Here is a 25,260-nt window from a genome sequence, read left to right as displayed (position 1 = left end):
ATTTATTTCAATATGCTGAAATCAAAAATAAATTTGATGTTTCATTTATATAGTCTAACAATTTCATTGCGGTACAGCTAAATTCAGTGACAAAAATCGTACCATACAAACTGTTTATGAAGGTGATATTTATCTATACAAATTCTTTAATTTAACTGTTTTTCTTTAAAAGAATTATTAAATCTTTATATATCAATCTTTTTCAATGAACTGATTGTTTTTTTTCCTAAAAGTCATGCGTCAAGTTTTTTTGATTTATTAATATTTAGTCAAAAATATCAATTATTTTTTCATACTCAAAACCTTTACTCATCAAATATTTTATAGTTTTGGTTTTTTTTTGATATTCTTTCAAGCCGGTTTGCCTGGTGTAGTAATCATCAAAAATTTTTCTGATGGTTTTCTCATAATCAGATTCATCAATCTCATCAAAACAGGAGTTAATCAACCTTTCAGAAATCTGTTTCTGTTTCAGATTCATTTTAATCTTGGTCTTGCCCCAGTGTTTGATGTAAAATTTGCCTCGGATGTAGCTCCGGGTAAATCTTTCTTCGTTCAGGTAATTTTCTTTCAGGAGAAATAAAATAATTTCTTCTTTTGCTTCATCAATAAGCAGAAATTCTCTCATCTTCTGTTCCACTTCGGCATGGCAGCGATCCTGATAAACACAATAATTAACCAGTTTCTGCTTAATTTCGTCGAAAGTATAAGATTTCTTTTCCATTTGAATAAAAAAAGAATGAGCAGTCTGCCCATTCTTTACATGATATTGGAATGCCCGTTAGTAATTGAACAGAGCTTTACCTTCCATTAATTCGTTAACTTTCTTTCTTACAGATCCAAGAACTTCTTCATTTTTGATATTGTCTACTACCTCAGAAATTAATCCGGCAATAGTGTCCATATCATTTTCTTTCAACCCTCTTGTTGTAATAGCCGCAGTTCCCAATCTGATACCAGATGTTGTAAATGGTGATTTATCATCAAAAGGAACCATGTTTTTATTACAAGTAATATCAGCAAGTACTAATGCTTTTTCAGTTTCTTTACCGTTTACTCCTTTATTTCTAAGGTCTACCAGCATCAGGTGATTATCTGTACCACCGCTTACGATATCAAATCCTCTGTCTATCATTGCTTTTGATAATGCCTGAGCATTAGCTTTAACCTGTTTTGCATAGGTTTCGAACTGTACATCCAATGCTTCACCGAAAGCTACCGCTTTACCGGCAATCACGTGTTCAAGAGGTCCTCCCTGAATACCAGGGAATACAGCTCCGTCCAGTACCTGGCTCATCATTTTAATTTCTCCTTTTGGAGTTTTGTGACCGTAAGTATTTTCAAAGTCTTTCCCCATCATGATCATTCCTCCTCTTGGTCCTCTCAGGGTTTTGTGAGTAGTAGTAGTTACTACATGACAGTGTTCGAATGGAGAATTTAACAATCCTTTTGCTACTAAACCAGCCGGGTGAGCGATGTCTGCCCAAAGAGTAGCTCCTATTTCGTCTGCCACTTCTCTGAATTTAGCATAATCCAAGTCTCTTGAATATGCTGAGAAACCAGCGATAAGCATTTTTGGCTTTTCTCTCAGTGCTACTTCTCTCATTTGGTCATAATCAATTAGACCTGTTTCCTGCTGAACTCCATAAGAAACTACGTTATACTGAATCCCTGAGAAATTCACTGCAGAACCGTGGGTAAGGTGTCCTCCCATTGAAAGGTCCATCCCCATGATTTTGTCTCCTGGTTTCAAAACTGCAAGATAAATGGCTGCATTCGCCTGAGAACCGGAATGCGGCTGAACATTCACATAATCTACTCCGAAAAGTTCTTTAGCTCTGTTGATCGCTAAAGTTTCAACCTCATCTACTACTTCACATCCTCCGTAATATCTTTTTCCGGGATATCCTTCAGCATATTTATTTGTCAGTACACTTCCCATTGCTTTCATTACATTTTCAGAAACAAAGTTTTCTGATGCAATAAGTTCTAAACCATGGGTTTGTCTTTGTCTTTCCTTTTCAATCAGGTCGAAAATAATATCCATTTTACTTTTAGTTTTTGAAATTTTCACCCCAAATGTACGGAATTTTCATCGAGATTTCTCTATTGAAAAAATGATTTTTAAACACCAAAAAATGAAAAAACACCTCCTTTTATATTATATTAAAACCGTGTCAACTTTTACATTAATTATTTTAACCATAAAAGGCACAAAAATTTAAACACTTAAGTATTTTAGGACCAGATTTTATGCATAATAAGTAAACCGAAGTTTTAAAAAATCTTTGATTTTCATCTTATGTGAACTTTTCTTCAGACTTATTTTAAACTTACTTAAGTAGACTAAAATGGTTTAAAATGAAACCTTTTGTGACTTTTGTGGTTTTATAAAGTTTAAACAACTTTATAATAAGAAAGCCTTTAAAATTCCTCATCGGCAAGTTCTTTATTCACCACAGCACCTGCAAAATTTCCCTGTGCAACTGCATTGGCTACGGAACGCATCATGGTTACATTATCTCCACAGGCAAAAACTCCGGGAATGTTTGTTTTCTGCATCATATCTACTTTAATAAATCCCTGTTCTGTCATTTCACAACCCAGATCACCAGACACATTGATATTTTGTTCAAAAGGAATTTTAGCATACAAAGCCTGTAAAGGAAGTTCTTTTCCGTTTTTGAACACTATTTTTTGAATGAAACCGTTTTCATGTTTTATTTCTTTTATTTCATCTTCGTTAAGAACGATTTTATTGTGACCCAGTTTTTCAATCTGTTCTTTTGAAAGTGAAGACTTTCCGTTGGTAAACAGGGTAAGATCTTTAGTCAGATTAAAAATCAGTTTTGAAAATTCGTAAGCCGTATCTCCATTGGAAAGAATTCCGGTAACCTCGTTTTTCACTTCATAACCATGACAGTATGGGCAGTGTATAACAGAAATTCCCCAGCATTCTGCAAATCCGGGAATATCCGGCATTATATCTTTTACTCCTGAAGCAAGAATAAGTTTTTTAGCATTAAATTTTTCACCGGAGGAAGTTTCAATCACAAAACCTTTGGTTGTCTTTTGTGTTTTCACTACGGTTCCGTTATAAAAGTGAACTGTATTGTATTTTTGAACATCTTCTTTTGCCAGCTTTGCAATTTCCGCGGGTGTTTTCCCATCATGAGTAATAAAATTATGGGAATGCGGAGTCTGTATGTTACAAGGTTTTCCGTTATCGATAATCAGAACATTTCTTAAAGATCTTCCTAAAGACATTCCTGCTGACAATCCAGAATAGCTTCCTCCTGTTATAATGACATCAAAGTTTTTGTTTTTCATAGTTCAGTTGATAGATGATAGATGATAGATGATAGATGATAGATGATAGATGATAGATGATAGTGCAAAGGTAAATTAAAATTAATTAACGCAACAAGATTGCAATAATAATTTATATCTATTAGCTTTATTTTGTAAACAAATCATCACTTCTCTCTCAATTTTGAAAAACTATTTCCACTCATTTTTTACTTCGATAATTTCGTCCTGAATTCTTTTATTGATATCTGTTTTTGCTCCCTGAAAACTGAAAATTGCGGTTCCTCTTTCTCTTGCATACGGATTGGTAATAGAATCAGCTAATTTTGAAACTTCAAAAAAAGAACCGGATTCTTCAAGTTCTTTCCCTGCTTCAGGGGCATCTTTAACTCTGATCACATTTTTATATTTCCTGTTTACATCTATCCAATTGATGTAATCCGCATGAAATGACATGGCCGTAACGCCAGCCTTCGAATAATAATTAATAGCTCCGGCCTGTCCGTAATTATCACACAGCACCATCGTATTTCCGGTTTTTGATACCCTGAAATATTCTTTATCTACTTTTTGAGCCAGCTCTTTCCAACCCTGCATATCGGCAAAATCCTGTGGCAGCGGATGATTTTTTCCATCTTCCCAGCGAAGCAGTCCGAATTTTTTGTATTGATCCTGGTGAGATTCAATATATTCAGGACTTTTATTCGGAAAGGCGACATTATATAGTGGAAGGAATAAAAGTATTGGAATAAGTATGCTAACCGGTTTCAAAAACCTTTTCCATCCTTTTTCTAACACATGCCCGAGAAAAACAGCACCAAAAGCAATATAAACCGGATAAAGCCCTATCGCGTAGTAATCTTTTGCTTTAAAAAACAAAAACAGACTAATAGTTATGATATAGCTCCAGAAGAAAAACCTGAATTTCTCAAAAGGTTTGTACAACAGTAATGCTCCCCAACCTGCAATCGTTACAAAAATAACTCCAACAAAAAATAAAATCTGTGATTTCATAAAACCCATTCGATCTACATGCACCAATTGTTTTTCAGAAAGTTCTTCCATATGATGAATAACCGGAAACTGGTTCTGGTACTGCCAAAGAAGATTGGGGAAAATAATAATTAAAGCTAAAAGAGCAGCCCAATACACATGAGGCTGCATAAAAATCTGCCTTTGCTTTGTCAACAGTAATGCAGGAATAAGCCCTAATAATGAAAAAGCAATATTATATTTGTTTAATATTCCTATTCCGACAATGATGGCACCTATATACAACCATTTTATTTTTTGAGAATTGAAATATCTGATCAGGCTGTAATAAAGGGAAAGCCAGAGTAAAATCTCCAGAGAGGTTGGCTGGAACAGCATATTAATCCGGAGAAGCACTGAAAATAATATTCCTGCAGAAGCCAGAATTTTAGCAAACAGACCTCCTTTAAGTTCTTCAACAACTTTCCATGTCAGCACAATTGTCAAAGCTCCGAACAGCACTGGAAAGAATTTAACCCAAAAAATAGAATTTCCCAACATTTTAATCATCCAGGCCAACCAGGAATTAACAGGAGGAACAGAGAGATATCCCCAGGCAAGATGATTGGCCTGATCAAGATGCAGGTATTCATCTCTGTGAAGTTCATACTCAGGGCTTATCAGTGAGTATTGGAGTGCAAACTTTGCAATGATAAAAAGAAACAGAATCCAATAGTCCTTTTTCATGGGATAATAGTTTGAAATTTAAAGATAAGACAGTTTGAATTTACTTTTTGTTACATTCTTTCTATTTTAGAATACTATCAATATATCAAAAAAGAATCCCGGAGAAAAAAATTTCTCCAGGATTCACAGTTTAAAAGTGTATAGTGTAGTTTATTATTTTTTATTTGCTTTTTCTTTAAGCTCTTCTTTGTCTTTATCAGACGGATTCCAAACTTTAATCTCCGTATCTTTTGTGATATTTGATCCCGGAAGAATCTGAACATTGATCCCATCACTTGCTCCCAGTTTCACGTATACTTTTTTGAACTTCCCATCTTTTTGTTTTACTTCTACGAAAGGTACATCTTTTCCTTGTTTCTTTTCATACTGAACTAAAGACTCATCCAATAATAATGCATTTTTCTGAGAACTCAACACAATTTCACCATTGGCCGAAAAACCTGCTCTAATATACTCATTATTAGGATTAGTTACATTACCTTCTACGGGAAATTTAATAGTTCCTGCGTTATCTTTACCTTTTGGAGCAATCATGGTTAGCTTTCCCGGAAATGTTTTATTCTGAAGAGCACCGATCACGATGTTCATATCCATACCTTCACTTAGCTTTCCTGCCTGTGCTTCATCAATTTCGCCTTTAAAAATCAAAACATTTAAATCTGCCACTGAACAGATTGTGGTTCCTGCGTTAAAGTTATTGGCTTCAATCACCTGGCTTCCTGCTTTTACAGGAACTTCAAGTACGGTACCTGAGGCTTTGGAACGGATTTCTGTAGTAGCTAAACCTTGTCCTTTAAGTTCCGGAGTTGCTCCTGTTTTAGCGATCTGCAATCTTTTTTGAGCGGTATTCAGCTGCTGCTGAGCATTTTTCAACGTCTGCTGCTGAGTGTACAACTGCTGCTGAGAGTTCAGATACTCCTGTTTAGAAGCGACTCCTTGCTTGTATAATTTGTCCTGTATTTCAAACTGCCTTTGCATATTCCCTACATTCATCTGCGCATTACTGATCTGAATCTGCGCATTCTGAACTTCCTGCTGGGCGGCGTTTACTTCAGAGATGCTTGGAACAATTTTAACGGTAGCAATCAGCTGTCCTACTTCTACCTTATCTCCTTCTTTTACTAATATTTTATCTATAATCCCTGCAATGTTGGGTTTGATTTCAATTTCTTCTTTGGGAACAATTTTTCCTGTGGCCATCACTTTATCATCCATATTCTGAATAGTAGGCTTACGGGTAAGGAAAGCCTCGCTTTCTTTAGAGTTAGATTTAATAAGATAGCCAAGCCCCGAGAACAATGCCACTGCAAATAAAAGCCCCAACACTATATAAATGGCTTTTTTCCAGGTGAATTTCTTTTTCATATGTATAGTTTATTTTTTATTTAAAGATTGAATGATTTAAAAATTAAAAGATCAATCCGGTACTTTGATAAACCGGCCGTCTTCATTTTCAAATTTTCAAATTGTTTCATTTTCAAATTAATTACTCTGTTCTTAATGCTTCAATAGGTCTTATCTTTACGGCTCTCTGCGCAGGAATCATCCCAATTATCAATCCCAAAACCACCATTACAGCCATGGCAGCAAATACGTTTCCATAGTTAACGGTCGGATTATAGAAAGGAAATGAATCCTGGCCCTGGGTAACAGCATTGAGGATCATGAGTACAAAAATTCCAAACATAAAACCCAACAGTCCCGAGGAGAGTGTGATTACAACACTTTCCAACAAAATCTGATTTCTTACTTCAGCAGGTTTTGCTCCCAATGCTCTTCTGATTCCGATTTCTTTGGTTCTTTCTTTTACCGTAATCAAAAGAATATTTGAAATAGCGATTACTCCTGCAAGAATAGTCAGTGTCCCAACAATAATGGTCAGTAACTGCATCCCTGTAAGAAAACCAGTCAGTTTTTTAAACTCTTTTCCAAGGTTGAAGCTTCCGAAAGCATTGGTATCTTCAGGTGAAACTTTATTTTTGGTTTTTAGAACCTGCTTCACATCCTCTTCCACAGAATTGACGTTAGCATTAGGCTTGCTTACGATAGCAAACATGTCTATCTGGTCTCCTGCATTATACATTTTTGTGTAAGTGGAAAGTGGAATGAAAGCTGTCTGGTCATTTTCTAAGCCGCCTCCTTTTTTCACACGGAAAACTCCGATGACATTAAAGAAGAGACCTTTAATATTGATTGATTTTCCTATTGGATTTTCTTGTTTCTTGGAATCAAAGAAGTTTTTATAAATTTCTTCTCCAATAACGACTACATTCTTATTCCCGGAAACATCTGCATCATTGATGTAGCGCCCGTAGATCAGTTTCTTTTCTGATATTTTATTTCCTACAGAATAATCTCCCGTAAGCGAATAGGTTCCGTTTTTCCCGTTTCTTGACATTGCTTCTCCCGGTGTTCCGGTAAAACTTCCTCTTGCATTTTGCGGCGATATATAATCTATGTCAGTTACTTTTCTTTTCAGCATATCCATATCTACCAGGTTCAGGTGAACTTCTCTTCCTTTAGGAAAACCGTCATATGGAATAGACGTTTTCTGTGCCCACAAGAAGATTGAATTGGTAGCAAAACCGGAAAATAATTTATCAAAACCATTCTCCATTCCTTTTGCGGCTCCAAGAAGGCTTACATACAAAAACATCCCCCATCCTACGCCGATCATGGTAAGAAATGTTCGGAGTTTATTATTCCTCAATGAATAATAAATCTCCTGCCAAGTATCTTTTTTAAATATGATATTCACCTTTTTGAATTATAAGTTATAAATTATGATTTATGAAATTCATTCATCCTTTTAACTAAAGACCTGCTTTTGCTTTTTAGTTTATATTATTCTGTTCTCAGTGCTTCAATAGGTTTTATTCTTGAAGCTCTGTACGCGGGTACAAATCCAGCAATCAATCCTGAAAAAATCAGTGCAATAAATGCCATAATAATAGCTCCCCATCCTACACTCGGGCTTTTAATAAAGAATTCTTCGAGATTGTCACCAATAAGGGTTAATGTCAAAACACCTATTCCTACTCCTATAAGTCCGGATACCACTGTAATCACAACACTTTCCTGAACAATCAGACCTACGATTCCGGCTGGTTTTGCTCCAATGGCTTTTCGTACCCCGATTTCTTTGGTTCTTTCTTTCACGATATACACCATGATATTACTGATCCCGATAATTCCAGCAAGCAATGTCCCCAGGCCAATAAATCCAACAATAGCGGTAAGAACTGCCAAAAAAGTAAATGTATCATTCATGTTTTTGGCGTTATTCCAGACACGAACTCCATTTTCATCATCAGGAGAAACATTTTTTCTGGCTTTCAATTTATCTTGTAGCTCATCACCATATTTTATAGCCTGATCCGGAGTCAGCTTATCACTATAGGTGATATATGCTATATTTACAGTATCAGAACCTTTTTTCATCTGCTGCAAAGTGGTAATAGGAACTGTAATATGTCTTTCATCTCTGTCTCCTCCATCATCTGAAAAGACTCCTATCACCTTGTACATCGTTCCATTAATATCAAGATCTTTTCCAATAGGATTTCCATTTTTGATCAAATCACGCTGAACCATTCTTCCGATTACTGCCACATTTAATTTCCTTGTCAAATCCATAGATGTCAGATAACGGCCATCAATAATTTTTCTATTCTCAATAACCTGCTCCCCCGGCTCAGCACCATTGATCTGATAAAGACCACTCTCTTTCCCATATTTCACCATTAAATTGGCGCTATACCTGGGACTTGAAGGACCCGTTTTTTCCTTATCCGCATTAATCAAAAAATCATAGTCTGCGTTATTCATTGAAACATTTCTATCAGACTGTAACCCTTTATACGCTAAAGTGGCTTTCCCGGTTGAAATAACAATAAGGTTCTTAGCATCTCCGGCAAATCCCTCAAAGAAAGCATTCTGAAGTCCTTTTCCAATTCCAAAAAGTACAATGAAAATAAACAGTCCCAGGGCTACCGTAAACCCTGAAAGTACCGTCCTGAGCACATTGCTCCGGATAGAACTGAATATTTCCTGCCAACGATCTAGGTCAAACATTTTTATTGGTATTTAAAGATTGAAAAATTTAAAGATTAAAAAACTGAATCAGTAAATTTTCAAATTATCTCATTTTCAAATTATCAAATTCCTAAAGCACAATCTGCTTAATAAACTCATCACTTTCAATAATCCCGTCCTTCAGTACTACATTCCTTTTGGTTTGTGCAGCTACATCGGGTTCGTGGGTTACAACAATGATTGTTTTCCCCTCATTATTAATATCCTGAAGCAGTTTCATAATATCATGAGTGGTTTTGGAATCCAATGCTCCTGTAGGCTCATCTGCCAGTACTACTTTAGGATCTGTAATCAAAGCTCTTGCAATAGCGACTCTTTGTTTCTGTCCTCCTGAAAGTTCACTTGGAAGGTGGTTAGCCCACTGTGCCAATCCTACTTTCTCCAGGTATTCCATCGCTTTCTGATTTCGCTCTTTTCTCGGTACATTCTGATAGTACAAAGGCAGAGAAACATTTTCCAGGGCTGTTTTATAATTGATAAGGTTAAAAGACTGGAAAATAAATCCTAAGAATCTACTTCTGTATTCGGCCGCTTTTACTTCGGACAAATGCTCAATAGGAACTCCATCCAATTCATAGATTCCTGAATCTTTTTCATCCAGAATTCCAATAATATTAAGAAGTGTGGATTTTCCGGAACCGGAACTTCCCATAATGGAAACAAACTCTCCTTCAGAAATATTCAGATTAATTCCTTTGAGAACATGAAGCTTGCTTTTGCCTGTATCGTATGACTTATTTAAATCCTGAATTACTAACATTAAGTGATGTATGTTTTATACCCAATAAGTAGATCATATTTTCAAATTGTTACAAGAATAAAAATTTATTCAAATATTTTTTTGTTTAACACATTAATCCTTTATTTATAATAGTTTATAAAATATCGTTTAACTGTAACTCCTCATTTGCATCTATTTATCCTCAAGATTGCGGTCCAGCCTATTATCCGAGCCAGTTTCATGTAAATGTGGAAAACTTTTCAGGCTAAAAGTCAGCCTATTAGTATTTACCTCTTTCAAAATCAGTTCTTTTTTTCGAACTTTGCTACTAGTTCTTTACAAGAAATATGGATTTGCGGAAGTGAATAACTTTAATTCACAACCCGCAGAAAAACAAAAAGTTAAGTATTTCCGGAACTTTATCCACAGGGATCTAAATTATTTAATTATAAAGATATTTAATATGGGAATTTTTGATAAAAGAGTAAGTTATAAGCCATTTGAATACCCGGAGGTTCTTCAATTTGTAGAGGCCATCAACAAATCGTTCTGGGTGCATTCGGAAGTGGACTTTACTGCAGATGTTCAGGATTTTCATTCGCAGTTGGAACCACATGAGAAGCATGCTGTGAAAAATGCGCTGTTAGCCATTGCACAGATCGAGGTGTCTGTAAAGACATTCTGGGGAAATTTATACAACCACCTACCAAAACCGGAGTTCAATGGATTAGGATCTACTTTTGCAGAATGCGAGTTCCGTCATTCTGAAGCATATTCCCGCTTATTAGAGGTATTAGGATATAATGACGAGTTCCTTAACGTGATCGAAATTCCTGCCGTAAAAGGAAGAATAGAGTTTCTTGGAAATGCCTTAAAGCATGCTAATTCTGCAACACCTAAAGAGTATGTTTCTGCTTTACTATTATTCAGTATTTTAGTGGAAAACGTTTCTCTTTTCTCGCAGTTTGCCATCATCCTTTCTTTCACAAGATTCAAAGGTTTCATGAAGAATGTTTCCAATATCATTGCATGGACTTCCGTAGATGAGCAGATTCACGCCAATGCAGGAATCTACCTGATCAACAAAATCCGTGAGGAACAGCCTGACTTGTTAACAGACAGCGATATCGAAGACATTTACACCTTAGTAGATGAGTCTATCGCAAGAGAAGGAGATATTCTTAGCTGGATCTTTGAACTGGGAGAAATCGACAACGTTTCCAAAGAAGACCTGTTAAACTTCATGAAATACCGTGTGGATGACAGCCTGAAGAAAATCAACATGAAAACAAGATACAACATTACTCCTGAGCAATACAGACCAATGGTATGGTTCGAGGAAGAAGTTTTCGCCAATTCATTAGATGATTTCTTTGCCAAAAGACCTGTAGACTACACGAAACACGATAAGAGTATTACTGCGAACGATTTGTTCTAATATTCGGGCGCGAGCGAAGCGAGCGTCAAAGCAGTTAGTATCAGAATTATGCTTTTCTGATTAATAAGTGGAATTGCTGTTCATGAATAAAGCACAAATACAAAAAGAAATGATCAATGTAATAGTAACCTATACGGTAAACCCGGAATTTGTTCCAAACAATACCACCAATATCCAAAAGTTTCTGGAAGATTTCAAAAATTTAGATCCTTCCACTTTTGAATACAAAGTTTTTGTAAAGGAAGATGGTGTTACTTTTGTACATTATTCAAACTACATCAATGAAGAAGTTCATCATGAGGTTTTGAACGTTCCGTCTTTTAAAGAATTTCAGACATTAAGAGACGAAAGCGGGCTGAACGGTTCCCACAAAGTAGAAATTTTACAATCAATACTATAAAAAAAACAAAATTCCGGAGTGATTCTCTCATTCCGGAATTCGAAAATATAACATCTATGGAAGAACAAAATTCAAATATATGGTGGCTCAATGAAGAGTCTGAGCAAATGCTGAACAGAGGATATCTGTTAAAAGGTGAAACGGTAGACGGAGCTATCGACAGAATTACCACTGCCGCTGCAAAAAGGTTATACAAACCTGAACTTCAACCGGCATTCAAAGAAATGATCACAAAAGGATGGATCAGCTTCTCTTCTCCTGTATGGGCTAATATGGGGACGGAAAGAGGTCTTCCTATCTCATGTTTCAATGTTCACATTCCGGACAGTATTGAAGGGATTACCCACAAAATGGGTGAAGTTATCATGCAGACCAAAATCGGAGGCGGTACTTCAGGATATTTTGGAGAATTGAGAAACAGAGGAACCGCTGTAACGGATAACGGAAAATCTTCAGGAGCCGTTTCATTCATGAAGCTTTTCGATACGGCTATGGATGTAGTTTCTCAGGGAGGTGTAAGAAGAGGTGCTTTTGCAGCTTACTTAGATATTGACCACGGAGATATTGAAGAATTTTTATCCATTAAAGACATCGGCAGCCCTATCCAGAACCTGTTTACCGGAGTATGTGTACCCGATTACTGGATGCAGGATATGATTGAGGGTGATATGGAAAAACGTAAAGTTTGGGCAAGAGTATTGGAAAGCCGCCAGCAAAAAGGTCTTCCGTATATTTTCTTCACAGACAATGTGAACAGAAATAAACCTCAGGTTTATAAAGATTTGGGAATGACGGTGAATGCAAGTAACCTTTGTTCTGAAATCATGCTTCCTTCTACTATGGAAGAGTCTTTCATCTGCTGTCTGTCTTCCATGAATCTCGAGCTGTACGATGAGTGGAAAGATACCGATGCAGTAAAACTGGCAGTCTACTTCCTTGATGCTGTATTATCAGAGTTTATTGACAAAACTGAAGGTAACTACTACCTACAGGGAGCAAGAAACTTCGCTATGCGTCACAGAGCACTTGGATTAGGAGTTTTAGGATATCATTCTTATCTGCAGAAAAATATGATTCCGTTTGAAAGCTTTGAAGCGACTCAGTTCAACGCAAGAGCATTCAGACATATTAAAGAGCAGGCTGAGCAGGCTTCAAGAGAGCTTGCGAACATCTATGGAGAACCGGAAGTATTGAAAGGGTACGGATTAAGAAATACCACTACAATGGCTATTGCTCCTACCACTTCAAGTTCTGCCATCTTAGGACAGACTTCTCCTGGAATTGAGCCTTTCTCTTCCAACTATTATAAGGCAGGCCTTGCGAAAGGAAACTTTATGCGTAAAAACAAATACCTGGCGAAACTATTGAAGGAAAAAGGGTTGGATAACGAAGAAACATGGAGAACAATCATGTTGAACCACGGGTCTGTACAACACCTGAACGAGCTTACTCCTGAAGAAAAGGCAGTATTCAAAACGTTCAAAGAAATCTCTCCAATGGAAATTATTTCTCAGGCAGCCCAGAGACAACAGTATATTGACCAGGCACAGTCTCTGAATCTGCAGATTCCTTCTACAATGCCTGTAAAAGATGTCAACTATCTTTATATTGAGGCCTGGAAAAAAGGAGTAAAAACACTTTATTACCAAAGAAGTTCATCCGTTTCAAAAGAAATGATGGTTAACTTCGTATCATGTTCAAGCTGTGAGGCATAAAAAATCACAAATAATAAACATTTCTATAGTAAAACACGCTTTTTAAGCGTGTTTTTTTATTGCAACAAAAACTTTAACAAATTTTAACATTTGAAGTTAAAAAAAACTATTTCTCTTTAATCATTCATTAATACTGAAAATTTATAACCATCACTCCCTAAATAGTGAATCAAGTCCCTGTATTATTGATTTTTCATTATTATTATAAACCATTTTTATATACATTTGTTAAAAATAAATAAAAACAAATGTATTTATAATACAAAAACCTCAATAAAAAAGTTAATACAAAATAAAGCTTATATTTTTGTTTAGTTTAATAAAATAGCCGGTTTGGATAATTATAAAACAACATATATTAAAATTAATTAGCTAAAAACACGCTGAATTAAAATACAATACAAAAAAAACACAAAATCTTCATTTAAAACACAAACAAAATTTCAATATTTAATATTATTGAAAAACTAACCCAGGTATAAACACAAACAATTATTTCGAACATGAACAAAATTATTACCTTAATGCTTACATTGCTCAGCATTACTTTTTATGCACAGGTTGGAATTAACACTACAACTCCTGATCAAAGCACAGTTTTAGACGTTACAAGTACTTCCAAAGGCGTACTTCTGCCAAGAATCAGCAATCTATCCGCTGTCACCACTCCGGCAACCGGTCTGATTATCTTTGATACCAATAAAAAATGTATCAGCCAAAATGTAGGAACTCCCGCAACTCCGGATTGGGTATGCCTTTCTCCCTATGTCAATAAGTTTTTCTACATGCCAAGTGTAGTTTTTGATACTACAACAATCACAACGGGCCAAACGAAAGATCTGTACACATTGTATAAAAATCAGTTTTCAAATATCCCGGCAAATGCAAGAAGTACATCTGCTCCTGCATCGATACCTTTTTTTCCCAATGCAACAGATTTATATTATTATGTGACAGGTTATGATACCACTGTTTTTAAAATAAACAGTATCAGCAGTACAGGTGTATTGAATTACGATGTTTTATCCAATGCTACTCCGGCAGCTTTTATTAACATCGTATTTGTTGTAAAATAAGCAGTTATGAAAAAGTATGTTAAAAGGCTATCATTGATGAGCCTGTTTTTTTCGCTGCTTACAAACTTCATGTATGCACAGACAGACAGTACAGAAGTAGCAAGTATATATGGATTTTATTCCTATTCGAGCTCGCTTATGAACGCTTCTTCAGCTTCCGAACTTACGATACAGGGAAATGCATCACATACCTCTACCGGAGTGCAACTTACTCCTGCAAGTTTAGGGCAGTTTGGAGGATTGTTTATCAATGGAAGAACCTTTACCTCGGTTAATGGTCTTCATGTTGAGTTTGAATATGACATGAAAAACGGAACTCCTTTCACTGGTACTTTTGGAGATGGCTTATCCTTTTTCCTGTATGATGGAGCTGTGACAAATCCAGTAATCGGAGCACCCGGAGCGGGTCTTGGATATTCTTACAACAGGGCAAAGGACACCTATGCAAGCCAGAGAAAAGCAGGTCTATCGTCTGCTTATCTTGGTATTGCCCTTGATGAATTTGGGAATTTCAAATCAAAGCGTTTTCAGGGTGAATCAAGGGTAAACGGAATCACTGGAGTAACCTGGTCACAACCTACAAGCCATGTTACCCTCAGAGGAGCAAGAGGAGCTGCTATCAATACAAACGGATTAGGAGAAGGCTTTACAGGATATCCTGTTCTTATTACGCGTTCCACTTTAAGTAACTCGGGAACTGTGGGCAGGGAACTGCAAGCAGACAGAAGCTACCTTGCTACGTCCAATACTCTTTCTACCGTGTTTGATCTCAGAAACAATGCCGGAGAGTTCAGAAAAGTATATCTGGATCTGATTCCCCATTTTACAAGTGCTACCACTACAGACGGATTTGATATAAAAGTAGACATCCAGACAACACAAAACGGAACGCCTGTTAATGTCATCAATTATTATCATTATAAGACTTCAGTACCTTATATGGAAAATGCCAATCCTCAGACAACAGATTTCAATACTTCAGATATAGAAGGAGCTGCAACTCCTCAGACGCTTAATGCAACCGCACCTGCCTTTCTTAAATTAGGTTTTGCAGCCTCTACAGGAGCTGCATTTCAGCAACATATTATCCGAAATGTAAAATTAACCCTTCCTTATTCAGCAGTTACCAATGATGATGCAGCTTCAACGTGTAAGTATCAGGCTGTAAATATCCCTGTTTTCAATAATGATATTGCCTACAAAGGACCAATAAGCATCACAACTCCACCTACCGGAAGTAATGCCAATATTGATTATTCAACATTCAGTTTTGCAAAGACCAGCGACACGGATCTCACATTGTACCGCAAAAAAGTAACTTCTGCCGGTACCTGGACGTACAACAAGTCTACAGGCATTGTCACATTCACTCCTTCAAGCGGATTTACAGGAACTGCTACAATGACGTACAGCATAAAAGGAAAAACGGTAAAGGATTCAAGTGGTACAATCATTGAACCTTATGGTGATACAGCCTATCGGTCTGTTCCCGCTACAATTACTGTTAATTTAAAAACTACCGGCTGCACCTATCCTGTCATTTCAAATAGAATGGTAACACAGGGGGTAAAATAAATTATCAAAAAGATCTTCAAAATAATGAAGATCTTTTTTGTTTATATTTGTGTCTATTGTTTAATACCAAAACTACAGATATGAAATTCGGACAAGTAGAAGATCCATCGAAAATAGATTTCACACTACCTAAAGACCATCCCAGAACCAAGGAAATACTGGCTCTTAATAAAAAAGGACTGGAAAACATTTCTATCGGATGTGCGAAATGGAATAAAACAGATCTTAAAGGATTCTATCCTAAAGGAACTAAGGATGAACTGACCTATTACGCCACTCAGTTTAATTCTATTGAGCTGAATGCTACTTTCTATGGAATGCCCACTCCGGATCAGGTGAAAACCTGGAAAGAAAAAACGCCGGAAAATTTTAAATTTTTCCCTAAAATCACCAATACCGTTTCCCATTTCAGAAGGCTGATTGATGTTACCGATCCTGTAACTCATTTTGCTTCCGCTATTATCAATTTTGATGAGAAACTAGGGATGGCTTTCCTTCAGCTTCACGATAATTTTAAACCTAAAGATTATGACAGACTGGAAAAGTTTGTAAAAGAATGGCCTAAAGAAGTCCCGTTAGCCATAGAACTCCGGAATACGGAATGGTTCACCAATGAGGAAATCCTGAATACAACCTGTGATCTTTTTGAAGCTCATAATATCACCAATATTATTGTAGATACTGCCGGAAGAAGAGATATGCTTCATATGCGCCTTACCACACCCAATGCATTTATCCGTTATGTAGGAGCCAACGCAGAAAGTGACTACGAAAGACTGGATGACTGGCTGAAACATCTTACCCAATGGAAAAAAGAAGGTCTTCAGAATCTTTATTTCTTTGTACACCAGAATATTGAAAAAGCATCTCCTTTATTGTCTGCTTATTTCATCAGGAAAGTGAATGAGGAATGGAAAACGAATATTCATATTCCGCAGATGGCTACGGAGACTACCGGGACACTTTTTTAATGATATAGAGTATAAATAGAATAATTTCGATATATTTTAAAAACAGCCGTTTACTTCCTTTTCATCAAGAAAAATTCGTATATTAGAATATAATGTATTTCACTAAACATTATGCTTTAAAACATAAATCATGGAAAAGGAAATTTGCACAATCAGTATTGCTACCAACTGGCTTGGTGATGAATATATTTTTTATGAAAATCATACCATAAAAAGAGTGTATGACAACCACAGTTTGAATTCCAATAAGAGCGAATGGCTTAAACCCAAAGAAATCAGTAAACAAAATAAGGATAAACTTATTAAAGCCTGTCCTGAAGAATTTAAGGAACAGATTATGCAGATTCTGGATTATCCTTAACAGAAACAGAAAAGCTAATGAGTTTTCAATACTCATTAGCTTTTCTGTTTATTTTTTCTAAGAAGCAATACAAGATTGAGAAATAGAAGCAGAAAATCCAGTGTAATCCAGATTCCCAGTTTTGTATTCTCATAATTATAACCATCTACCTGCTTTTTTGCCGCCTCAGAAAGTTTCATACTTTGATTGATATAGTTCTGTACTTCTACAATCTGGTCAATATTCTTATTGGGTACAGAATGTTGAGAAAAATATACGAGGTTTTTCTTCCCAAGATAGCCTACTATCCAATATTCATCAGACTTATCCATTTTGAGATATTCTATTCTGTAATACTCCGGACGTATTTTTCCGATATGTTTAGGTTCAAGAACTGTATTCTTATCTGTTTTATTTACCTTGATTAAATAAAAGTCCAATGCCTGCGGAAGTTTATTAACCACCTGAAGCCCCACAGAATTATCCACAAATGCCACTGCGCTTTTCTTGATAAACCAATATGTAAAAACAGAAATTGAAAAAACCACCGTTACAATACGAAACAGTTTTGCCCATCTTGCTATGCTTCCTGATTTAACCTTAAACAGGACCAATGAAAGGACACAAGCCAGAAATATGATAAAAATAATGAGTGTCATATTTTACAAAGATACTTCTTATCTCTATTTTATCTATATTTGCGTCCATATTTTTAATTCTAAATAACCATGAAAAAAATACTTTCTGGCCTTATTTTCTTTAGTGTAGCTTCATTTTATGCACAAGTGAAATTTGAAAAAGGCTATATTATAGACCAAAATAATACAAAAAAAGAAGTTTTGATTAAAAACAAAGGATGGGTAAGCAATCCTGATAGCTTTGTTTTTAAAACAGATGAAAACTCTGCTGAAGATAAAGGTACAACTTCTACAATTAAGGAATTTGGGATATACAATGATGCCAAATATGTTACTTACAATGGTGATATCGACAACTCATCAGACGATATTTCCAGTTTTTCCCATACCAATGAACCTAAGTTTGTAAAGAGTTCAGTATTCCTGAAAGAACTTGTTACCGGAAGTAAAAAACTATATATTTATAAAGGTCATATTACAAGATATTTTTATTCTGAATCAGATGCGATCATCCATCCATTAATTTATAAAAAATATTTTTTTAATGGGAATAGTTCTCAGGTTGCTACCAATGATCAATATCTTAATCAGTTAAAAACTATTTTTTCTGATAACAGTGATGTCCAATCATTAGTAAACAGAACACAATATACAGCGTCTAGTTTAACGAAAATATTTAAGACTTATAATAGTAAAAATTCTGATGGAACAACTAACCAAATCAATGATCGGAATTTTACAGAAAATAAAAAGCAGGCGAAATTCAATCTTGCTGTCAGACCGGGAATTAATTTTTATGCACCGTTAAAATTGGAAGATTCTTACAGAAATCCAGGCTTTTCTTCAAAATCAAATTTCAGAATAGGTCTGGAAGCCGAATTGGTGTTACCTTTCAACAAGAATAAATGGTCTATCATCCTTGAGCCTACGTTCTCTCAGTATACCAATAAAAAAACAACTATCCGAACAGAGGATAATCTCTATAATATCACCATGGATAGTTATTCTTCCATTATTATTCCCGTAGGGATAAGGTACTCTATGTTTTTGAATGATAAATCTAAAATCTTTGTTAATGCTGCCATCAACATATTCAACATAAAAACAAGTTCTCCATCTTCAATAGATATAGATTATGATGGAAAAGTATTTGATAATATAGCCCTTGCTTCCAATCAAACTTTCAGAGGTTCATCACTCGGTGCTGGATTTATTTACAATAACAAATTCAGCATAGAAGCAAGATTTAATAACCGTACCAACATTCTGTATAAGGATCTTCCTCATGCAGATCTTAAATCTTTTTCTTTAATTCTGGGATATAATATTTTCTAGTCTACATTCCATTCTTTATAAAACTGGTCGAGGAAATTCAACATATAATGGTGTCTTTCTTCGGCCATTTTTTTTCCTTTTTCAGTATTCATCATATCTTTCAAAAGCAGTAACTTTTCATAGAAATGATTAATAGTGGTTCCATCAGACTTTTTATATTCTTCTTTTGACATTCCCAGTTTGGGTTTTATATCCGGATGATACATCAGGTTATTTTTAAAACCTCCAAAATTGAATGTTCTTGCAATTCCAATAGCTCCTATGGCATCAATACGGTCTGCATCCTGTACAATCTGAAGTTCAACAGGTGGATTTTCGGGTGCCTGATCTCTGTTTTTAAACGAAATATTTTCAATCACAAACAACACCTTCTGAATGGTTTGTTCAGAAACATTCTGTTCTTCAAGAAATGCTCTGGATATTTTGGGAGCAATGGTTTCATCACCGTTATGAAATTTAGGATCGGCAATATCGTGAAGAAGTGCAGACAATTCTACTACTTCTTTGTCACAATCTTCTGTTTCTGCTATCTGAGCGGCCAGTTTCCAGACTCTTTCAATATGGAACCAGTCATGTCCTGCTTCTGCTCCTTCTAATTTTTCTTTTACAAATGCTACTGTGTTGTCAATCGTACTTTTCATTTATCTATCAGTTCATTTAAAATAATATCCCATAGTTTGCTGTTGTAACTTCTAAAAAAATTGATATGTCCTATTTCATTCTGATCAGATTCTGAAGCCGCGACCAATCTGTATGTAGGTTTGAGATTTGAATAGGTATTATTTAATAAACTTAATACTCCTTTTTCTGTAAGCCATATATCATCTTCAGCCCGGATTACAAATACTTTCTGGGTCAGATTTTTAGAAAAGTCATCAATTTTTTCCAACAGCTTATTGGTTGATTTCTTGTTTAAAATTAAGGTTCTCCAGTCATATGCGCAATTTTTTGGAAGACTTTCTCCCAGTCCAAACCAATGTGCGGGGAAATATCCTAACAATGAAGTTGTTAATGGCTGGGCAATTCCAAAGCCTAAATACGCTTCAACTTTTGTTCTCCCTTTAAGGTTTCCTACAAAGGCATTTTGCGTACCCACAAAAACAAATTCTTCAAAGATTTTGGAATCTGCATTCATTCCCAGAATCAACGCGCCTACAGAATGGCCCAAACAGTACTTTTTATATTCTTTAAATTCTGACTTGATATATTGAGTTACCGCTTTATAATCTTTTGAGCCCCAAAGTCTCATAGAGCCATGAAATCCTCTCATATTTTCCGGTTTTGAAAGCCCTATTCCTCTGTAATCATAGGTAACAACGGTAAATCCCTTTTCACAGAAGTAGCTGGCAAAAGAAAAGTAGACCTGCTGTTTTACTCCTGTTGCTGAGTTGATCAGGAGTAATTTCCCATTATCTTTTTCCGGTTTAAATAAATGGCCAGTCAGCGAGACATGGTCTTCTGTGGTTAATATTAGTTTTTCCATACTATAAAAAGAAAAAATCCACTATAAAAGTGGACATTTTACTTATATTTTTATGTTAAGTTTCAGACTTTTGATATGCCGTAAATAGCTTTAAGAAAAGAAATCTGATATTCTCGGAAGTCCTGTCTGAGAGCCTTTGCCTCCGGAAACCCTTGATGAAACTTCATTCCCGAATTTCACACATTCTTCAATGGAATTCCCATGGCATAATGCAATGGCAAATCCTGATGTAAATGCATCACCCATCCCCATTTTATATACTTTTTCATCTTTATCGTTTCTGTAATATTTCATTTCTGTACCATCAAAATAAATGGTGGAATTGGTATCATCTCTTACAAAAACTTTATTGAAATATTTTTTAAGAACCTCTTCCCTTTTTTCTTCCCCGAAAATAACATATAATTCGTTACTTTTTGCCACAATAAAGTCTACCATTTCTAGAATTTCTTCACTGACTCTCATTGCAGGAGAAGCATACAACCCTACTTTTTTTCCGTATTTCTTAGCTTTTCTAATGGTATGCTCTACAACATCCATAGAAACTTCAAGCTGTACCAATACAAGGTCTGTGGTATGAAAATACTTGTCTGCTTCGTCTACATGGGATTTGCTAAGGTGTTTATTGGCGGCAGGTACTACAACAATCGCTGCGTTTCCGTGAGAAGTTGTTACATAAGCTGTTCCTGTAGCTTCTTTATCTGTTTCATGAACAAATCCTACATTCACATTTTCGCTTACCAGATTTCTCATAATCTGCTGCCCAAGAGGATCCATCCCGACGCATCCGATAAAATATACACTTGCTCCCAGTCTGGCTGTACCTACTGATTGATTGGCTCCCTTCCCCCCAAAATAACTATCTGACTTGACGGCTAAAACCGTTTCATTAGGCAAAGGGAGTTTTTCGGTTTCAAGAACCAAATCTATCGATGAGCTGCCCACAACAATAATACGGGGTTGTTCTGATGAGAAATTCATTGTGTTTTGTATTAGCTTTAAAATTTATAACTGACAAAAATTGTGTCTCAAAAATAACTAATTTAAAATTAACTTATTTCTATAAATTCAGTAATTATTTTCACTGGCTGTTGATCTTTGTTGTAGGCTATATAGCTGGCATAAAATCCTTCTCCATATCCGGTTTCAAAAGCAAATATAGTTCCGGGATGTTCTTTTGCCGGTTTAAGAAAGGCGTATTGATCTATTGCTCCGTTTTCATCAAAGAAGTAGTCATGGAAGAATTCTTCATAGATTCCCATAAAATCACCTCCTTTATTTTGATATAATCTTTGCTCCAGTTCGTTAAGACTGTTTTGGGTATCAACATCCATCAGGCATCCCATCCCACTTTCTACAGGATATCCGAAAACCTCTCCTTCCTCAAGATCTTTTATTTTCTGTCCTGCTGTGGTAGCCATTTTCCATTCTTTAATTTCAGAATTATTGAATATAATTTCGGCATAGGCAACACAGTTGCTATCTCTTTCTTTGTGAAGCATTACTGCGAAATCTCCTTTCGGAAATTCTGTAGTGAAAGGAAGCATATCATTAGTAATCAAAGGATCACAGGCAACCAGTTTCCCGCTTGAAAGATAAATCTTTCCTACTTCAAAACTTTCAAGCAAAGGACTTTCTACAAAGTCTTTCGAGAATAGTTTTTGTATGTTTTCTATATGTGTCATTGTATTTATTCTTTAAACCATCAGGCTGGATACAATTATACATGTGTATCCAGCCTGAGATTTGACAAAATTTATTGTCTATACTTTACAAACTTTTCAGTTTCTCTTCAAGGATCGCAATCTTATCCTGAGCATCTTTTTGTTTCTTACGCTCTACCTCAACAATTTCCGGCTTAGCATTGGCAACAAACTTCTCATTGGAAAGTTTTTTATCTACTGAAATCAAGAATCCTTTTAAATATTTCAATTCTTCTTCAGTTTTAGTTTTTTCTTCTGCCAAATCTAAGTTTTCACTTAATGGAATAGAAACTTCAGTTGCTCCTACCAGGAAGGTAAAACTCGGCTTATCAGTTTTCTGTCCAAAATGGATATCAGAAACATTAGCAAGCTTTCTTACTACAGCTTCATTGGCAAATTCAGATGCATTGGTATAAACCTCAACCGCTTCTCTTGGTGATATTCCTTTTGTCTGACGGTAATTTCTAACTCCTGAAATCAACTCTGCTGCCGTTTCAAAGTTTTTAATAATTGTCTCATCAAACGCTCCTGCTTCTTTCTGTTGAGCGATTACTAAAGCCTCATCAATACTTCTATCTGAGATAGTCTGCCATAGTTCTTCTGTCAGGAAAGGCATGAACGGATGAAGTAACTTCATCAGCTCTTCAAAGAAATATATTGTTTTGTTATACACTTCTTTAGAGATTCCTTCTCCATAGTTAGGTTTGATCGCTTCAAGATACCAACCGCAAAAATCATCCCAAATTAATTTATAGATCAAATGCAATGCATCAGAAATTCTGAATTTCTCGAACTGATCATTAATTTCAACGATTGTTTTGTTCAGTTTATTTTCAAACCACTCAATAGCTTGGTTATCTGTAGCAACAGCCGGCTTATCTTCATGATTCCACATATTGATCAGACGGAATGCATTCCAGATCTTCGTCATGAAGTTTCTTCCCTGAAGCATCAGATCTTCATCAAAAAGAAGGTCATTTCCAGCCGCAGAACTCAATAGAATTCCTACACGTACTCCATCAGCTCCATATTTTTCCATTAATTCAATAGGATCAGGAGAGTTTCCTAGAGATTTAGACATCTTTCTTCTCTGCTTATCTCTTACAATTCCTGTAAAATAAACATTCTTGAACGGAACTTCTTTTCTGTATTCCAACCCGGCCATGATCATTCTGGCTACCCAGAAGAAAATAATATCCGGACCTGTTACCAAATCAGAGGTTGGATAATAATAGTTGATATCTTTATTTTCAGGATCAAGTAATCCGTCAAATACAGACATTGGCCACAGCCATGAGGAGAACCATGTGTCTAATGCATCATCATCTTGTCTTAAATCTTCAAGATTAGCAATAATTCCTTTTTGTTCTTCTAATACTACAAGAGCCTGATGCTTATCTTCAGCAACTACAAAATCATTTTCTCCTTCCCCATAGTAATAAGCAGGAATCTGCTGTCCCCACCAAAGCTGACGGGAAATATTCCAGTCACGGATGTTCTCCATCCAGTGCTTATAGGTATTTTTAAACTTTTCAGGATAAAACTTAACCTCATCATCCATTACTACATCCAGAGCAGGCTTAGCAATTTCAGACATTTTAAGGAACCACTGTACTGAAACTTTAGGTTCAATAACAGCACCTGTTCTCTCAGAAGTTCCTACTTTATTGACATAGTCTTCAGCTTTCAGTAAAAGATCTTTTTCTTCAAGTTCTTTAGCGATTTGTTTTCTTACATCAAATCTGTTTTTTCCTGCATAATGTAGACCATGCTCGTTAAGGTTTCCGTCATCATCCAGCGCATCAATCATTTTTAATTGATGTTTCTGTCCGATTTCGTAGTCATTGATATCGTGAGCAGGAGTAATTTTCAAAGCTCCTGTTCCGAATTCAATATCCACATATTCATCTTCAATGATTGGGATTACTCTGTCAACGATGGGTACGATTACATTTTTACCTTTCAGGTGAGCATATCTTTCATCATTCGGATTGATACATACCGCTGTATCCCCAAAAATAGTTTCAGGACGCGTAGTAGCAACCGAAAGAAATTCTTCAGATCCTTCGATTTTATATTTAAGGAAATATAATTTTCCGTTTTGTTCTTTAAATATTACTTCTTCGTCAGAGATATTGGTTTTCGCTTCCGGATCCCAGTTGACCATTCTGTACCCTCTGTAGATGAGTCCTTTATTATAAAGATCTACAAAACTTTTGATAACCTGCTGGGAAAGTTTGTCTTCCATAGTGAATCTGGTTCTGTCCCAATCACATGAACATCCCAGCTTTTTCAGCTGCTCAAGGATAGTTCCTCCATATTTATTGGTCCAGTCCCATGCGTGGGTTAAAAACTCCTCACGGGTAATATCTGACTTACTGACTCCTTCAGACTTCAGTTTAGCAACAACTTTGGCTTCAGTAGCAATTGAAGCGTGATCTGTTCCCGGTATCCAACAAGCATTAAAACCGCGCATTCTTGCACGACGGACCAGAACATCCTGAATGGTATTGTTCAACATATGTCCCATGTGTAGTATCCCCGTTACGTTTGGAGGAGGAATCACTATGGTATATGGTGGTTTGTCATTAGGTTCTGAGTGGAAAAATTTGTTTTCCAACCAGTAATTGTACCATTTTTGTTCTGTTTCCTGTGGATTGTACTTTTCTGAAATCTGCATAAATTCTATTTCTTTGGCTTGCAATTTGCAAAAATAGTCTAAAGAAAAAAATTTTTAAGCAT

At 35.8% G+C, this 25,260-nt stretch carries 22 protein-coding genes; 8 read left to right on the top strand and 14 right to left on the bottom strand.

Going from position 1 to position 25,260, the window contains the following annotated elements; translation table 11 throughout:
• Positions 1-265: 265 nt before the first annotated feature.
• The 8 genes from C8D70_RS09395 to C8D70_RS09360 form a co-directional block, all read right to left on the bottom strand.
• A complete protein-coding gene (locus tag C8D70_RS09395) occupies positions 266-724 on the bottom strand; it encodes a regulatory protein RecX (protein ID WP_083688869.1) in 459 nt (152 codons plus the stop codon).
• A gap of 57 nt (positions 725-781) precedes the next feature.
• A complete protein-coding gene (glyA, locus tag C8D70_RS09390) occupies positions 782-2,047 on the bottom strand; it encodes a serine hydroxymethyltransferase (RefSeq protein ID WP_076596610.1) in 1,266 nt (421 codons plus the stop codon).
• 377 nt (positions 2,048-2,424) lie between these two features.
• Positions 2,425-3,330: an NAD(P)/FAD-dependent oxidoreductase gene (locus C8D70_RS09385; RefSeq protein WP_110367135.1), complete on the bottom strand. Its 906-nt coding sequence runs from the start codon at positions 3,328-3,330 to the stop codon at positions 2,425-2,427.
• Between the two features lie 171 nt (positions 3,331-3,501).
• Positions 3,502-5,028 carry a glycosyltransferase family 39 protein gene (locus tag C8D70_RS09380; protein ID WP_110367134.1) on the bottom strand — a complete coding sequence of 509 codons (1,527 nt, stop codon included), beginning with the start codon at positions 5,026-5,028 and terminating at the stop codon, positions 3,502-3,504.
• Positions 5,029-5,181: 153 nt separating this feature from the next.
• Positions 5,182-6,393 carry an efflux RND transporter periplasmic adaptor subunit gene (locus C8D70_RS09375; RefSeq protein WP_076596291.1) on the bottom strand — a complete coding sequence of 404 codons (1,212 nt, stop codon included), beginning with the start codon at positions 6,391-6,393 and terminating at the stop codon, positions 5,182-5,184.
• A 121-nt stretch (positions 6,394-6,514) separates the two neighbouring features.
• Entirely contained in the window at positions 6,515-7,786 is a 1,272-nt protein-coding gene (locus tag C8D70_RS09370) for an ABC transporter permease (RefSeq protein ID WP_076596292.1), read from the bottom strand.
• Positions 7,787-7,872: 86 nt separating this feature from the next.
• Entirely contained in the window at positions 7,873-9,102 is a 1,230-nt protein-coding gene (locus C8D70_RS09365; protein WP_076596293.1) for an ABC transporter permease, read from the bottom strand.
• 91 nt (positions 9,103-9,193) lie between these two features.
• On the bottom strand, positions 9,194-9,883 hold the full coding sequence (locus C8D70_RS09360; protein WP_076596294.1) for an ABC transporter ATP-binding protein: 690 nt from the start codon (positions 9,881-9,883) through the stop codon (positions 9,194-9,196).
• 424 nt (positions 9,884-10,307) lie between these two features.
• Between C8D70_RS09360 and C8D70_RS09355 the strand changes: the two genes are divergently transcribed.
• The 7 genes from C8D70_RS09355 (at position 10,308) to C8D70_RS09325 (ending at position 17,380) form a co-directional block, all read left to right on the top strand.
• Positions 10,308-11,282: a ribonucleotide-diphosphate reductase subunit beta gene (locus C8D70_RS09355; protein ID WP_041461620.1), complete on the top strand. Its 975-nt coding sequence runs from the start codon at positions 10,308-10,310 to the stop codon at positions 11,280-11,282.
• Between the two features lie 109 nt (positions 11,283-11,391).
• On the top strand, positions 11,392-11,682 hold the full coding sequence (locus C8D70_RS09350) for a hypothetical protein (protein ID WP_110367181.1): 291 nt from the start codon (positions 11,392-11,394) through the stop codon (positions 11,680-11,682).
• Positions 11,683-11,738: 56 nt separating this feature from the next.
• Positions 11,739-13,397: a ribonucleoside-diphosphate reductase subunit alpha gene (locus C8D70_RS09345; RefSeq protein WP_076596295.1), complete on the top strand. Its 1,659-nt coding sequence runs from the start codon at positions 11,739-11,741 to the stop codon at positions 13,395-13,397.
• 503 nt (positions 13,398-13,900) lie between these two features.
• Positions 13,901-14,473: a hypothetical protein gene (locus C8D70_RS09340; protein ID WP_110367132.1), complete on the top strand. Its 573-nt coding sequence runs from the start codon at positions 13,901-13,903 to the stop codon at positions 14,471-14,473.
• 6 nt (positions 14,474-14,479) lie between these two features.
• Complete coding sequence (locus tag C8D70_RS09335) at positions 14,480-16,048, top strand: hypothetical protein (protein ID WP_110367131.1); 1,569 nt, start codon at positions 14,480-14,482, stop codon at positions 16,046-16,048.
• A gap of 80 nt (positions 16,049-16,128) precedes the next feature.
• Positions 16,129-17,019, top strand: a complete 891-nt coding sequence (locus tag C8D70_RS09330; protein WP_076596403.1) for a DUF72 domain-containing protein — start codon at positions 16,129-16,131, stop codon at positions 17,017-17,019.
• Positions 17,020-17,149: 130 nt separating this feature from the next.
• Positions 17,150-17,380: a hypothetical protein gene (locus tag C8D70_RS09325; RefSeq protein ID WP_076596298.1), complete on the top strand. Its 231-nt coding sequence runs from the start codon at positions 17,150-17,152 to the stop codon at positions 17,378-17,380.
• 35 nt (positions 17,381-17,415) lie between these two features.
• Here C8D70_RS09325 and C8D70_RS09320 read toward each other — a convergent pair whose 3' ends face one another.
• The gene (locus C8D70_RS09320) at positions 17,416-18,018 is read right to left on the bottom strand and encodes a hypothetical protein (RefSeq protein WP_110367130.1); all 603 of its coding nucleotides are present in this window, start codon (positions 18,016-18,018) and stop codon (positions 17,416-17,418) included.
• A 69-nt stretch (positions 18,019-18,087) separates the two neighbouring features.
• Between C8D70_RS09320 and C8D70_RS09315 the strand changes: the two genes are divergently transcribed.
• A complete protein-coding gene (locus C8D70_RS09315; RefSeq protein ID WP_076596299.1) occupies positions 18,088-19,332 on the top strand; it encodes a hypothetical protein in 1,245 nt (414 codons plus the stop codon).
• On the opposite strand, the gene C8D70_RS09310 is transcribed toward C8D70_RS09315, so the two are convergent.
• The 5 genes from C8D70_RS09310 to C8D70_RS09290 all read right to left on the bottom strand — a co-directional run bounded on the left by C8D70_RS09310 (position 19,329) and on the right by C8D70_RS09290 (position 25,198).
• Entirely contained in the window at positions 19,329-19,973 is a 645-nt protein-coding gene (locus C8D70_RS09310) for an HD domain-containing protein (RefSeq protein WP_110367129.1), read from the bottom strand. The genes C8D70_RS09315 and C8D70_RS09310 overlap by 4 nt on opposite strands.
• A complete protein-coding gene (locus tag C8D70_RS09305) occupies positions 19,970-20,815 on the bottom strand; it encodes a serine aminopeptidase domain-containing protein (protein ID WP_110367128.1) in 846 nt (281 codons plus the stop codon). The genes C8D70_RS09310 and C8D70_RS09305 overlap by 4 nt, the downstream gene beginning before the upstream one ends.
• Positions 20,816-20,905: 90 nt before the next feature.
• Entirely contained in the window at positions 20,906-21,796 is an 891-nt protein-coding gene (locus tag C8D70_RS09300) for a ribokinase (RefSeq protein ID WP_076596302.1), read from the bottom strand.
• Positions 21,797-21,864: 68 nt separating this feature from the next.
• Positions 21,865-22,500 (bottom strand): DUF4241 domain-containing protein, encoded by a 636-nt coding sequence (locus tag C8D70_RS09295; RefSeq protein WP_110367127.1) that lies wholly within the window; start codon positions 22,498-22,500, stop codon positions 21,865-21,867.
• A gap of 85 nt (positions 22,501-22,585) precedes the next feature.
• Positions 22,586-25,198, bottom strand: coding sequence for a valine--tRNA ligase (locus tag C8D70_RS09290; protein ID WP_110367126.1), 2,613 nt, complete (start codon positions 25,196-25,198; stop codon positions 22,586-22,588).
• Positions 25,199-25,260: the final 62 nt, after the last annotated feature.

The sequence above is a fragment of the Chryseobacterium sp. CBTAP 102 genome (genome assembly GCF_003201365.1).
In the GTDB taxonomy this organism is placed as follows: Bacteria; Bacteroidota; Bacteroidia; order Flavobacteriales; family Weeksellaceae; genus Chryseobacterium; species Chryseobacterium candidae.
The sequence above is the reverse complement of the archived record's forward strand: the minus strand, read 5'-3'. Positions and strand labels throughout refer to the sequence as shown.